General features: G+C 52.1%; 13 protein-coding genes and 3 pseudogenes. 9 read left to right on the plus strand and 7 right to left on the minus strand.

Annotated elements, in window-relative coordinates; genetic code table 11:
* Window positions 1-325: 325 nt before the first annotated feature.
* From AC007G_RS25235 to AC007G_RS25250, 4 genes are all read left to right on the plus strand, one after another.
* Window positions 326-910, plus strand: a complete 585-nt coding sequence (locus AC007G_RS25235; RefSeq protein ID WP_008502231.1) for a recombinase family protein — start codon at window positions 326-328, stop codon at window positions 908-910.
* A 184-nt stretch (window positions 911-1,094) separates the two neighbouring features.
* Window positions 1,095-1,652, plus strand: a complete 558-nt coding sequence (locus AC007G_RS25240) for an OsmC family protein (protein ID WP_274920441.1) — start codon at window positions 1,095-1,097, stop codon at window positions 1,650-1,652.
* A gap of 141 nt (window positions 1,653-1,793) precedes the next feature.
* A complete protein-coding gene (locus AC007G_RS25245) occupies window positions 1,794-2,375 on the plus strand; it encodes a TetR/AcrR family transcriptional regulator (protein ID WP_008502230.1) in 582 nt (193 codons plus the stop codon).
* A 4-nt stretch (window positions 2,376-2,379) separates the two neighbouring features.
* Window positions 2,380-2,718 (plus strand): carboxymuconolactone decarboxylase family protein, encoded by a 339-nt coding sequence (locus tag AC007G_RS25250; protein WP_000888080.1) that lies wholly within the window; start codon window positions 2,380-2,382, stop codon window positions 2,716-2,718.
* Window positions 2,719-2,747: 29 nt separating this feature from the next.
* On the opposite strand, the gene AC007G_RS25255 is transcribed toward AC007G_RS25250, so the two are convergent.
* On the minus strand, window positions 2,748-3,077 hold the full coding sequence (locus tag AC007G_RS25255; RefSeq protein ID WP_008502229.1) for a thioredoxin family protein: 330 nt from the start codon (window positions 3,075-3,077) through the stop codon (window positions 2,748-2,750).
* A gap of 212 nt (window positions 3,078-3,289) precedes the next feature.
* On the opposite strand from AC007G_RS25255, the gene AC007G_RS25260 reads away from it, so the two are divergent.
* The 4 genes and pseudogenes from AC007G_RS25260 to AC007G_RS25275 all read left to right on the plus strand — a co-directional run bounded on the left by AC007G_RS25260 (window position 3,290) and on the right by AC007G_RS25275 (window position 6,368).
* On the plus strand, window positions 3,290-4,396 hold the full coding sequence (locus AC007G_RS25260) for an alkene reductase (protein ID WP_006687059.1): 1,107 nt from the start codon (window positions 3,290-3,292) through the stop codon (window positions 4,394-4,396).
* Between the two features lie 65 nt (window positions 4,397-4,461).
* The gene (locus AC007G_RS25265; protein ID WP_008502228.1) at window positions 4,462-5,163 is read left to right on the plus strand and encodes a DsbA family oxidoreductase; all 702 of its coding nucleotides are present in this window, start codon (window positions 4,462-4,464) and stop codon (window positions 5,161-5,163) included.
* A 65-nt stretch (window positions 5,164-5,228) separates the two neighbouring features.
* Window positions 5,229-5,366 (plus strand): annotated as a pseudogene (locus AC007G_RS25270) (sugar dehydrogenase); the annotation flags it as partial.
* Between the two features lie 33 nt (window positions 5,367-5,399).
* Window positions 5,400-6,368, plus strand: coding sequence for an IS5 family transposase (locus AC007G_RS25275; RefSeq protein ID WP_479466713.1), 969 nt, complete (start codon window positions 5,400-5,402; stop codon window positions 6,366-6,368).
* A 52-nt stretch (window positions 6,369-6,420) separates the two neighbouring features.
* Here the strand turns inward: AC007G_RS25275 and AC007G_RS25280 are convergent.
* From AC007G_RS25280 to AC007G_RS25295, 4 genes and pseudogenes are all read right to left on the minus strand, one after another.
* A pseudogene (locus AC007G_RS25280) lies at window positions 6,421-7,118 on the minus strand (IS1 family transposase).
* Between the two features lie 391 nt (window positions 7,119-7,509).
* The gene (locus tag AC007G_RS25285; protein ID WP_003032093.1) at window positions 7,510-8,322 is read right to left on the minus strand and encodes a PfkB family carbohydrate kinase; all 813 of its coding nucleotides are present in this window, start codon (window positions 8,320-8,322) and stop codon (window positions 7,510-7,512) included.
* Window positions 8,323-8,334: 12 nt separating this feature from the next.
* Entirely contained in the window at window positions 8,335-9,309 is a 975-nt protein-coding gene (locus tag AC007G_RS25290; protein ID WP_003032095.1) for an SIS domain-containing protein, read from the minus strand.
* Between the two features lie 4 nt (window positions 9,310-9,313).
* The gene (locus tag AC007G_RS25295) at window positions 9,314-10,099 is read right to left on the minus strand and encodes an ABC transporter substrate-binding protein (protein ID WP_003032097.1); all 786 of its coding nucleotides are present in this window, start codon (window positions 10,097-10,099) and stop codon (window positions 9,314-9,316) included.
* 226 nt (window positions 10,100-10,325) lie between these two features.
* On the opposite strand from AC007G_RS25295, the gene AC007G_RS25300 reads away from it, so the two are divergent.
* Window positions 10,326-11,090 (plus strand): GntR family transcriptional regulator, encoded by a 765-nt coding sequence (locus AC007G_RS25300; protein ID WP_032192077.1) that lies wholly within the window; start codon window positions 10,326-10,328, stop codon window positions 11,088-11,090.
* 100 nt (window positions 11,091-11,190) lie between these two features.
* Here AC007G_RS25300 and AC007G_RS25305 read toward each other — a convergent pair.
* Window positions 11,191-11,943, minus strand: a pseudogene (locus AC007G_RS25305) (VOC family protein).
* Window positions 11,940-12,464, minus strand: a complete 525-nt coding sequence (locus tag AC007G_RS25310; protein WP_003032103.1) for an L-2-amino-thiazoline-4-carboxylic acid hydrolase — start codon at window positions 12,462-12,464, stop codon at window positions 11,940-11,942. The pseudogene AC007G_RS25305 and the gene AC007G_RS25310 overlap by 4 nt, the downstream one beginning before the upstream one ends.
* Between the last annotated feature and the right edge of the window lie 5 nt (window positions 12,465-12,469).

Genomic DNA, 12,469 nt, shown 5'->3' on the forward strand with positions numbered 1-12,469 from the left:
AAAAGATGAATCCGTACCGATGGTACTACGGAAAACAGCATGGCGATTATTGAACGAAAGATACCAACGAATTAAGTTAAATCAGGCTTATAGGATAGAAAATTTCTTGCTTGTTGCCGATTTTGAATATGCTCTCGAAGAACATGATGAACTAGCAGAGTAGTACTAGTGAGGCGATGAATACCGACAGTTAACGTGCATGTGACTTAAACGTCCGAAACCGGTCGGTTTCGTACACCGCTTACAGCACATGTCCGAAACTTAGTGAAATTAATTTCGGACACACGTTATAATTCGGACACCTATTTCGTACGGAAAGTTTCCCATGTCACGTGTTTTTGCCTACTGCAGGGTCTCAACTCTGGAACAGACCACAGAAAACCAGCGTCGTGAAATTGAAGCGGCGGGTTTTGCCATCAGATCCCAACGACTTATTGAGGAGCATATCAGTGGCTCGGTTGCTGCCAGCGAACGCCCCGGATTTATCCGGTTGCTAGATCGCATGGAAAATGGGGATGTACTGATTGTCACCAAACTTGACCGTCTGGGTCGTAATGCGATGGATATCCGAAAAACAGTAGAGCAACTGGCGGCTTTAGATATTCGCGTTCATTGTCTCGCACTTGGAGGCGTTGACTTGACCAGTCCGGCCGGAAAAATGACTATGCAGGTAATTTCTGCTGTAGCGGAGTTTGAGCGGGATTTGCTGCTTGAGCGAACGCATTCAGGTATTGCGAGGGCAAAAGCGGCTGGAAAACGCTTCGGTCGCCCTCCCATCCTGAGCGAGGAACAAAAGCAAACAGTGACAGAGCGCCTAAATGCTGGCATCAGTATCAGTGCTATTGCCCGGGAATTTAATACCACCCGCCAGACTATCCTTCGGGTAAAGGCTGGATTGCTGCAAGAGTGAGCGGCTGGGAAGATTATAAAAAAATCAAATGGTTATTATGAAATAAAACAGCCTTCTGGGTTCTTTTCCCCCTATTTTTTATAAAAGAGTAGACAAAAGAGGTTCGCGATATTAACCTACCAACTAGATGGTTGGCACTGATTACACCAGCTATAACTTTTATCAAGAAATTACAGGAGCCATTATGTCTACTACCGTTAAACCTTCTGCAGACGCAGTTGCGATCCACAATACCCGTGAAGCAGTTCGCAGCCAGCCTGGCCTGGGTAACCTGACTTTCCAGATGAAAGCCCGTTCCAGCGGCGGATTAACCGTTCGCACAGAGACCGGCGCCACAATCCAGAACGGCGTTATCGATACCAGCCGCGTGGGGAAATTTTCTAATATCGGTGATGAACCCGCAGGTTTACTCGGCACCGATACCGGCATGAGCCCGACTGAATACATCATGCAGGCGCTGGCTGGCTGTTATACCGCCACCCTCACCATGATGGCTGCTGAAAAAGGGATCGACCTGGACGGTATCGAGCTGGATCTTAATTTCGATATCAACCTCAACGGCTTCCTTGGGCTGGACAGCAACGTGCGTAAAGGTGCGAAATCTATTCGCGTCGATGTTCACCTTACGAGCAAGACCGCCAGTCGCGAGGAGTTAGAAGCGCTGGTCAGCGAAATGCAAAAGAATTCGCCAATCCACGATACTCTGGCTAATCCGGTTGAAATGATTACACGCCTGGCGTGATGTCAGAGATGTAATGCTGCCATTCAGAATGCAGGATGGCAGTGACGTTCAGCTCTGCACGATACTGAGTCAGTGATACAACTTGCTACGGAAAAATAGCAACAATATAATCTATCAACTAGTAGATTATATGGAGTAATTATGACAACCATGACACGGGAACGGCTGCTCAGCGAAGCAGAACACCTGATGCGCGAAAAAGGGTATTCAGCATTCAGCTATGCTGATTTATCAAAAATAGTGGGTATCACCAAGGCCAGTATTCATCACCATTTCCCGACCAAAGATATTCTGGGTGAGCAGGTGGTAATACAGGCGTTCTCTGATACGCAACGCGTATTTGAGCAGATAGAGGCTACTGAGAAAAGCGCGGAGAAAAGAATTGCGGCCTACATCGATATCTTCGCGCAAAGCCATAAAGCTTCACTACTGCCACTGTGTTGTGCGTTGTCAGCAGAGACCGCCAATCTGCCTCAGGCAATTACTGTACAGACATCACTTTATTTCGATATGCAAATCGAGTGGCTCACAAAAGTCGTCAGGGCGGGCATGGAGTCAGGTGAGTTTTCATCCCATGCCGAACCATCAGATATTGCTTTGATGATCATTAATGTCTGTGAAGGCTCAAGCGTAGTGGCGCATGCAACGGCCAGACCCGAAGTCTTCGCCAACAGCCTTAAGTATATAAAACTGCTTCTTAATACCCCTCATTCAGGAGAATGACACTATGCTGGACTGGAACAACTATCGCTCAGAGTTAATGCAACGTTTAGGCGAGTTGGGCAAACTGACCCCCGAGACCATGAAAGGCGTGGTTGCCCTGGGCAACGCAGGTAACAAAACTGACCTTTTGGGCGCAAAAGTGCGTGAACTCATTGCCTTGGCGTGCGCAGTCACAACCCGCTGCGACGGCTGTATTGCTTTTCACGCCGACGCCGCTGTGAAAGCCGGTGCAACCGACGCTGAAATTGCTGAAGCGCTGGGCGTGGCGATTAACCTCAACGCTGGCGCGGCGGTCATTTATTCAGCCCGCACTCTGGATGCCGTCGGTCAGGCACGCGGTTAAGCATTAATAAATTCCACGTTAAAAGGGCATTACTGCCCTTTTTTTATGTCCGCAATCGCCTGAGCATATACCGATGCAGGTTTCACACCCGGTATGCGTTTAACTAATTGCCCTTCATGAAATATCAGCACAGACGGCAGCCCCCAGATCTCGTATTTGGTTGTCAGCACCGGCGCCTGATCTACATTGACTTTCCCCACCTGAATATCTCCATCGAGCCGGTCTGCAAACTGACTGAACATTTCTTCGCTGGCCTGACAGGGCGGACACCAGGGTGCAGAGAAACGTACCACCGATATTCCTTTGTACTGCTCTATCTGGCGGAAATTATCTTCGTTATAAGCTGTTAATGTACGCATGGTGATGACCTCGCAAAATGAGTGACAATTCAGAAATGGCTGCGTTATGACAAAAAAATACGGCACACCCGTTGACCTACCTACTAGATGGTTGGTATATTGCCATCCATCAGATGTTTATGCAACTCCAGTGCGCGACGTCCGGTCGATGATACTTCCGGGTTGTGCAAATCCCTGCCGGGATACTCCTTTTTGTTTCTGTGAGGTATACGATGAGTAAGCTTTTCACCCCCTACAATCTGTCTGGCCTGGCGTTAAAAAACCGTGTAGTCATGGCACCGATGACCCGCACCCGCACCATGAATGACGTGCCGGATGAGGTCGTGGCTTTGTACTATGCACAGCGTGCTTCTGCTGGCCTGCTCATCACCGAAGGGATGCCGGTTTCAGAAGAAGGCCGGGGTTACCTCTATACCCCTGGTATCTACAACGACGAACACGTCCAGGGCTGGCGTAAGGTGACACAAGCGGTTCACGCCAAAGGTGGCCGTATTTTCGCGCAGCTCTGGCACGTCGGCCGTATGTCTCACGTCTCTCTTCAGCCAGGCCACATAGCGCCGGTTTCAGCGGGCACCGTTCAGGCGGTCAATACCACCGTTTTTGCGCTGACCGAATCCGGAGAACCGGGCCCGGTTGTACCAAGCCAGCCACGCGCGCTGGAAACGCATGAAGTGAAACGCATCACTGCAGACTTCGTGCACTCCGCACGCCTGGCGATGGAAGCCGGCTTTGACGGTGTGGAAATCATGGCTGCAAACGGATTCATCTTTGACCAGTTCCTCAGTAGCGAACTGAACACCCGCACTGACGAATACGGCGGCTCGGTGGAAAATCGTCAGCGTTTCCTGCTGGAGACCATTGACGCCGTGGCGGAAGCCGTGGGTAACAGCCACGTTGCCGTGCGCCTGTCACCGTTCGGCCGCATTTATGACCTCGCGCCGTATGAAGGTGAAGAGCAAACCTGGTCAGCCATCACCGACGCGCTCGGTCAGCGGGAGCTGGCTTACGTACACCTTTACTATCAGCCGGTGTACACCAAAGCGCCACTTCCGGAAGGATTCCGCCGCCGTTTTCGCAACACGTTTAAAGGCACCATCATCGCTGCCGGCGGTTTCACCCGTGATATCGCAGAGCAGGCTCTGGAAGATGATGAGCTGGATCTGGTGGCATTTGGTGTGCCCTACATCGCTAACCCGGATCTGGTTGAAAGAATGCAAAACGGCTGGCCACTGGCAGAAAGTGACCGCGCCACCTACTACGGCGTCAGTGGTTCCCCGGAAAAAGGCTATACCGATTACCCGGTCTGGCAGGCGCAATAAATCCCATACGGTCGCGGTTCTCTGATAAGTGAGACCCGACCGCCCAAGGTCTTTGAGGAATCATTATGCAAACGCTGAAACCCACCCTCACCATCGATATCTGGTCAGATTTGGTCTGCCCGTGGTGCTGGATTGCTAAGAAAAGATTTGAACAGGGTCTGAATCGCTTTGAATTTCGCGATCAGGTGGTGATCCGTCATCACAGCTACCGTCTGGCCGGTGGTACTCCCGCTATGCCTTTTAAGGATGCCATCGTTAAAAAACTGGGCAGTCAGCATTCAGCGGAGCTGATGATGAATCAGGTGGGCACCGCCGGTAAATCTGAAGGTCTGATCTACAACTTTGACGGCATGATGTTTGGTGATACAGAAGATGCACACACCCTGCTGGTTGCCGCGCGTAAGGCCGGAATTGCGGACGCGGTGGAAGAACGTTTTTATCACGGCAGTATCACCGAAGGTCGCTCTCTCTTTGACCGTCAGCAGCTCGTTGCAATGGCCGTAGAAGCCGGTATGGAGAAAGCTGACGCCGAAGCCGCTCTGGAAAATGACGATTTTCGCGCCACCGTTTCCGACGATGAAGCCCACGCACAGTCTATTGGCCTCAGCGGCGTTCCGGTTTTTGTGATGAACGAGAAATACGCCATCAGCGGGGCTCAGGGGGCAGACAACTTTTTGAATGCCCTGCGTCAGGTCTGGGATGAACAGCAAACCGAATTTTCAGCCACAGCGGGTCAGACCTGCGGAACGGATGGCTGCAGCATTTAATCCGTCAACCGCCGGCAGTTTCACGCTGCCGGCAACGTCTTACCCACCAGTAATGGAGTCTGAAAATGAATACATTTTTCAAAGGTAAAAAACTGCTTGTCGTCGGCGGCACCAGCGGCATGGGTCTCGCCGTGGCACGCATGGTACTGGAAGCGGGCGGCAGTGTGGTGCTGACCGGGAATAAAAAAGACAAAGCCGAAGCGGGGCTTTGTTGAATAAATCGAACTTTTGCTGAGTTGAAGGATCAGATCACGCATCTTCCCGACAACGCAGACCGTTCCGTGGCAAAGCAAAAGTTCAAAATCACCAACTGGCCCACCTACAATAAAGCCCTCATCAACCGTGGCTCCATAACTTTCTGGCTGGATGATGAAGCTATTCAGGCCTGGTATGAGTCAGCAACACCTTCTTCACGAGGCAGACCTCAGCGCTATTCTGACCTTGCCATCACGACTGTGCTGGTCATTAAACGCGTATTCAGGCTGACCCTGCGCGCTGCGCAGGGCTTTATTGATTCCATTTTTACACTGATGAACGTTCCGCTACGCTGCTCGGATTACAGCTGTGTCAGCAGGCGGGCAAAGTCGGTTAACGTCAGTTTCAAAATGCCCACCCGGGGTGAAATCGCACACCTGGTAATTGATTCCACCGGGCTGAAGGTCTTCGGTGAAGGAAAGTGGAAAGTCAAAAAGCATGGCCAGGAACGCCGCCGTATCTGGCGTAAGCTGCATCTCGCCGTTGACAGTAAAACACATGAAATCATCTGCGCTGACCTGTCGCTGAACAATGTGACGGACTCAGAGGCCTTCCCCGGGTTAATCCGGCAAACCCACCGGAAAATCAGGTCAGCCGCCGCCGATGGCGCTTACGATACCCGGCTATGTCACGATGAACTGCGGCGTAAGAAAATCAGCGCGCTTATCCCGCCCCGAAAAGGTGCGGGTTACTGGCCCGGTGAATATGCAGACCGTAACCGTGCAGTGGCTAATCAGCGAATGACCGGGAGTAATGCGCGGTGGAAATGGACAACAGATTACAACCGTCGCTCGATAGCGGAAACGGCGATGTACCGGGTAAAACAGCTGTTCGGGGGTTCACTGATGCTGCGTGACTACGATGGTCAGGTTGCGGAGGCTATGGCCCTGGTACGAGCGCTGAACAAAATGACGAAAGCAGGTATGCCTGAAAGCGTGCGTATTGCCTGAAAACACAACCCGCTACGGGGGAGACTTACCCGAAATCGGTAATGACTCCAACTTACTGATAGTGTTTTATGTTCAGATAATGCCCGATGACTTTGTCATGCAGCTCCACCGATTTTGAGAACGACAGTGACTTCCTGCCCAGCCTTGCCAGATGTTGTCTCAGATTCAGGTTATGCCGCTCAATGCGCTGCGTATATCGCTTGCTGATAACGTGCAGTTCTCCCTTCAGGCGTGATTCATAAAGCGGCCAGCCATCCGTCATCCATACCACGACCTCAAAGGCCGACAGCAGGCCCGGAAGACGCTCCAGCGTGGCCAGCGTGCGTTCACCGAATACGTGCGCCACAACCGTCCTCCGTATCCTGTCATACGCATAAAACAGCCAGCGCTGGCGTGATTTAGCGCCGACGTAGCCCCAGTGTTCATCCATTTCAGCGCAGACAATGACGTCACTGCCCGGTTGTATGCGTGAGTTTACCGACTGCGGCCTGAGTTTTTTAAGTGTCGTAAAATCGTGTTGAGGCCAACGCCCATAATGCGTGCACTGGCGCGACATCCGACGCCATTCATGGCCATATCAATAATTTTCTAGTGTGTACCGGGCTGAGAGGCGGTGTAAGTGAACTGTAGCTGCCATGTTTTACGGCAGTGAGAGCAGAGATAGCGCTGATGTCCGGCAGTACTTTTACCGTTACGCACCACGCCTTCAGTAGCTGAACAGGAGGGACAGCTGATAGAAACAGAAGCCACTGGAGCACCTCAAAAACACCATCATACACTAAATCAGTAAGTTGGCACCATTACCCCTTTCCCGGTGAATGCAGACTGATCCATCAGCATGCTTTATCCTTAATGAAGTAAGCTCCCGGCGATAAACCCACCACTTTACTAAGGGTATTGTCCTTTAATTAACCAGCACACACAAGTAATCAGTTACTTACATACTTCAATAATAAGTGGCAGCGCCTTTTATCATCAGATCGGCAATCAGAAATAATATTAACGAAACGCCAGACTTACCGAAGCCGGCATCAAGTTTGCTCGTTGAGCAGGACCATCATTTTTGCTGCAAAAACAGCAGAATGAGCGGTTCCCATTAACGAAGGGGAATCCACTCAAAAGCGGAGACATTCCTGCGGGATTAATAAGCTTCGCCTTCGCCGAAGGCGCCGTCCACCAGGCAAATTCTCGCTGCAAAATGCGCAGCAGCCTGCAGTGCTGCGGTGATATTACCGTGCTGACGTAAATGGAGCAGAAACGCAGTGATAAACGCATCACCCGCACCTAATGTATCCACTGGTGTTACCGTCTCCGGCTCCTGCTGATACCAGTCTTTACCATCGAACAGAAGTGCACCTTGCTCGCCACGCGTCGCGACCGCCAAACCGCTGCCTGCCTGCACCGCCTGCACCAGAAGTTCACGCGTTTCTACCAGCGACCATCCCGCACAGGAGAAAAATGCCGCGTCGAGCCAGCGGCATAATGGCAGCGCCTGTGCGATGACAAAATCATCTGAGAAATCATATGAAAGCCATCCGGATAACGTTGCCAGCGCAGGTAGTTGCGCATCAATATAGCTGTAGCTGCTGGTGTGGATCAGCGAGAAATCATTAAGCCAGTCCATCTGTTGCAAAATAAAGTCCATCGATTCCGTCTGGCGCACACCGCCGAGATTCGAACCGAGAAACACCCGTTCCCCCTGTTCAATCGTCAGCCGCGCATAGCCATTTTCACCCGCAACCTGACGGCAATGGCGTATATCGATGCCGAACTTTGCCAGCGCACGCATCACATGGTCAGCCGCCGCATCGTTACCAAAAATGCCCAGATAGGCAGCCGATGCATCCAGCATCGCCGCATACACGCTGAAATTGAGCGCGTTGCCTCCAGGATACCGTACACGCCGGTGTTCATATTTATCGACAACGTTGTCGCCTATGCCAATGACTTTCATTGATCGCCGCCCTTAGTAATCCACCACGCCCATATAGCGGCGGGTTGAGAGCGGATGCTGGCGGATATCAGCCAGTGCCGCACGGTAGTCGCACATGATGCTGTAAAACAGCACCGGGTTAAAGTAGTCCACCACTGATGCAGGCAGCGCATTCAGGCCCAACTCGCGGGCGTCCACAACCTCTGTTTTGTCGTTATAACGATTCAGGAACGCCTGCGCACGCTGATCCAGAGCACGTGTGCGGCCTTCATTCATCAGGAGGATAAAGGGTACGTGATTATCGGTGACTTCAAATGGGCCATGAAAGAACTCGCCGCTGTGAATAGAAGCGGCATCGAGACGCTGCATTTCCATCAGTGAGCAGATGGCGAATCCATAGGCATGCCCGTATGAGGCGCCACTCGAAAGCACATAGAACAGGGACTCATGCTGATAGCGTTCTGCGAACGCGGCGCAACGGGTTACCACCTTAGCGCGGGCCTGGCGGATCACCGTATCGATTTGCGCAAAGCCATGCTGGAAAGCCTGCCATTCGGCAAAATCTTCCACCTGATACAGCGTATCCATGCACAGGCTGAGGATCAGCGCCATCGGGTTTTCGGTGACCAGCGTATCATCACCCCATTTATATAACAGGTTATGGTCGGCCCATTGCAGCAGTTCCGCTTCCGCATTGTGCGTAAGCGTGATAGTGGCGGCACCACGGTTTTTTGCCAGTTGAGCCGCAGCCACAGACTCTGGCGTGTTGCCACCATGCGAACAGACAATCACGAGTGACGAGGCACCTAACGCGCGCGGTGCAGCATGCACAAATTCATTGGCAGTCATCATCCATGAGCGCAGATTTTCACTCTGCTCATTGAGGAAATAATGAGCAGGATACATATCGACCAGCGAGCCACCGCAAGCGACCAGGAAAACCTGACGCAGCGGCTTATCCTGAAAATGGCTGCTCATCAGGGAGGTAATGATGGGTTGGGTCTGCATGGGGTTAATCACCGTAGATATTGAAATTGAAGTATTTTTTCGCTAAACGATCATAGGTTCCGTTGGCGCGAATCGCGGCGATCGCCTTGTTAAAACGGGCCTGCAAATCTATATCATCCTGCCGTAACCCGATCCCGGTGCCGGGCCCAAAGATCTCATCATCTTTGACTTGCGGCTGGATTAGCGTGAACTTTTGGCCCTGGGGTTTGCTCAACAGCGCTTCAGTGATCACCACCGCATCATCGAGCGTGCCATCAAGGCGGCCATTAATCAGATCGGCATAGACCGATTCCGCATCCGGATAAGCAACCACCTCAACGCCCGCGTTGCGCCAGTATTTGTTGGCATAACTTTCAAATACCGAACCCTGCTGGACGCCAATACGTTTACCTTTCAGCGATGCCGCCGTGGGGGCGAGCGAACTGCCTTTAGCGGTCACCAGGAATGCGGGAGTATTGAAGAGTTTGTCACTGAAAGAGATGGCTTTTTTACGTTCATCAGTGATCGACAGAGAAGAAAGAATGGCATCAAATTTCTTTGCCTGAAGTGCCGGAATAAGCCCGTCGAAGCTGTTCTGTACCCAGGAGCATTGCACTTTCATCTCCGCGCAAATCGCATTACCAAGGTCGATATCGAAACCGATGAGCTGACCATTGGCATTTTTCGATTCAAACGGTGGGAAGGTCGGGTCGATACCGAAACGCAGCTGATCCGCCGCCGCCGACGTGTGAATGCAGCCTAACATGGCTATCGCTGAAGCAAGCCCGGCGATGGCTTTTTTAATTTTCATAGCTGTTCCCCCCAATGTTTAAACATACCAAAAAATATACCACGAAGATTGATATACGCTCGATCTGGCGGATATAGCAACAATAATTCGCGAATAATAACCAAAAAAATTGTCGTGGTATGTTATGCTTAGTGTCACGCCATACCGATATAAATGATTTTTATTTTGTATAATCAACTGATTGATTTCCTATTTTTTGCTTTCCATAACCGACACAAAACAGACCATGACCAGCCCAGTAAAACAGACCAGAAGGCCGCGCAGGAGCTATCTCGACGCGCGCAAAAAACTACTCGGAATGCTCAATTCACCCGATTTCAACAGCGGCGATCAGATCCCCGCAGAGCGCGAATTAAGCGAGGTGTTGGGTATCAGCCGTGTGACAGTGCGAAAAATCATCACTGAATTGATTGACGAAGGCGTGCTGGAAAGACGGGGGAATCAGGGAACCTGGTTGGTCGATACGGCGATTGAACGCCCGCTACAGCCTGCGCTGGGCATCAGTAAAATTCTTGAATTGAATGGCGCAGTGCCCAGCAGCCAGTTGATCTACTTCCATATTTCCGCGGCCAGCGCCCGCATTGCACGGCTACTGCACATTGAAGAGGGCGATCCTTTAGTCATGATCAAACGCCTGCGCCTGGCTGATGGACACCCTTTCTGCATCGAAACCAGTTACTTACCTCAAGCCCGTGTCGCGGATTTGAGCGCTGATATGTTAGAAAAAGAAGGGTCGCTTTATCGCCTGCTGGCTGAACGTTACGCTATTCACGATGTGTACGATGAAGGAACCATCCGGGCAGCGGCGATGAGCGAAGAGGAGCATCAACTGTTGCAGGCGAAACCAGAGAGCCCGGCGCTGGTCTACCGTGGTGTGATTTACGATAGCCAGCATCAGCCGATTGAGTATCTGGTCTCGGTGAATCACCCGCAACGCGTCGCTTTTCGCATCAATGGCGGCCTGAAGGAAGTGGACGTGTTTTCACCGTGACGGGCTATTGCATGTTTTCGCCGCCAGCGGGGCGTGGATAATGGCTTCCGCCATTTGGCCGGCACCAATAAAATGTACATTTGCCATGAGCGGCAACGCCTTATTGAAAGCGATATTCACCGCGACCGACGCGAAAACGCTGGCCTTTCAGCGACGGATCAGAGGCGTTAAAAACCAGTTCGACTAATCGATTGGCCTCCCCCTGACGAAAGAGAAAGCGCTGCTGTCCTGCGGACAGACCTTCAGACAGTTCATTAAAACCGAACAACGCGTGCCAGTGCTCACGCGCGGCCTGCGGATCCTGCACCTCAAAAATGGCGCTCTGTAATGTCACTTCGCCTGCCGGATGCGGCTTGTCGAGCCCCTGAGCGCGTAGCCGCGTTAGCCGTGCGTTATCATCTTCTCCCCATTGCAGAACAAAGGGATACGGCAGGCCGTTAAAATCCCCATCAATGGTAAAAATACGCCAGCTAATGACGTTTCCTTGCGGGTCGTTGCGCTGGCCGTTAACAATTGGCGAGACCTGTAACCCTTGACTGCGCAACTCTGCATGCGTCTGGTCAATATCATCCGTGCGCAACGCTACCCGGTGCAGCACCTGGTTTTCGGGCAAGAGTTGCGCCGCATCACGGGAGAGCAAAAAATCGGCCTACGCCGAAGCCAGCTCAACATAATCGTAAATGGCGAGAAACTCGATGAAGGTAAGCCCGAAATAACTGAGCGCATTCCAGGTTCCCCAGCCAGGGTGACGCCCACCGGCAAACGCGTTGAGCCCCTGCCCGGCAAACGTTGCAATCGCCTCGTCCGGCTGGTTCACAAACTGAACAGCGTGATCCCATTTTAATGTTGTCATGAAGCCTCCTGAGACTGATAGAAACGCAGGCGGCAGGCGGCATCCCCCCGCGCCAGCGCCGTCTCAACCGCTAGCTGCACGCCATCAAGCGCATCGGTTAACGCATGATCCCCCTCCATGCAGATATCACACAGCGTCTCAATCTGCCGGGCATCGCGTCCCTGCTGGCGCCAGCAATTGACGTAAGGGCAATAATGGAACAGCACAATAAACTCTGACGGGCTGGCTGAAACGGTCTCCATTTCGTAAACCCGCGATTCCAGGCCACGGGTAAACACGGCGGCAAACTCCTGCAGGTCGTGACCATGACGCATCTTCGCGCGCACGGAACGTCCGATATCACGGCCATAATGGCGGATAGCGTCACGCGCATAATCGTCAGGCTGATGGCGTTGTCGGGACTCATCAAGCAAATAGCCAAGCGTGGCCGCGCGTTTTTCGGTAATGGCACGCAGCGCCAGGGTAACTTCGTCGTCCAGGGTCGGCGCGTTGTGCGCCGAAGCGGGCTGTTTTGTACTCATCAGAC

The sequence above is a fragment of the Klebsiella sp. CSG-1 genome, from assembly GCF_056521145.1.

Excerpts from the sequence above, each read along its gene's own strand:
- AC007G_RS25235 (WP_008502231.1), top strand. The coding sequence starts at position 326 with ATGTCACGTGTTTTTGCCTACTGCAGGGTCTCAACTCTGGAACAGACC.
- AC007G_RS25240 (WP_274920441.1), top strand. The coding sequence starts at position 1,095 with ATGTCTACTACCGTTAAACCTTCTGCAGACGCAGTTGCGATCCACAAT.
- AC007G_RS25245 (WP_008502230.1), top strand. The coding sequence starts at position 1,794 with ATGACAACCATGACACGGGAACGGCTGCTCAGCGAAGCAGAACACCTG.
- AC007G_RS25250 (WP_000888080.1), top strand. The coding sequence starts at position 2,380 with ATGCTGGACTGGAACAACTATCGCTCAGAGTTAATGCAACGTTTAGGC.
- AC007G_RS25255 (WP_008502229.1), bottom strand. The coding sequence starts at position 3,077 with ATGCGTACATTAACAGCTTATAACGAAGATAATTTCCGCCAGATAGAG.
- AC007G_RS25260 (WP_006687059.1), top strand. The coding sequence starts at position 3,290 with ATGAGTAAGCTTTTCACCCCCTACAATCTGTCTGGCCTGGCGTTAAAA.
- AC007G_RS25265 (WP_008502228.1), top strand. The coding sequence starts at position 4,462 with ATGCAAACGCTGAAACCCACCCTCACCATCGATATCTGGTCAGATTTG.
- AC007G_RS25285 (WP_003032093.1), bottom strand. The coding sequence starts at position 8,322 with ATGAAAGTCATTGGCATAGGCGACAACGTTGTCGATAAATATGAACAC.
- AC007G_RS25290 (WP_003032095.1), bottom strand. The coding sequence starts at position 9,309 with ATGCAGACCCAACCCATCATTACCTCCCTGATGAGCAGCCATTTTCAG.
- AC007G_RS25295 (WP_003032097.1), bottom strand. The coding sequence starts at position 10,099 with ATGAAAATTAAAAAAGCCATCGCCGGGCTTGCTTCAGCGATAGCCATG.
- AC007G_RS25300 (WP_032192077.1), top strand. The coding sequence starts at position 10,326 with ATGACCAGCCCAGTAAAACAGACCAGAAGGCCGCGCAGGAGCTATCTC.
- AC007G_RS25310 (WP_003032103.1), bottom strand. The coding sequence starts at position 12,464 with ATGAGTACAAAACAGCCCGCTTCGGCGCACAACGCGCCGACCCTGGAC.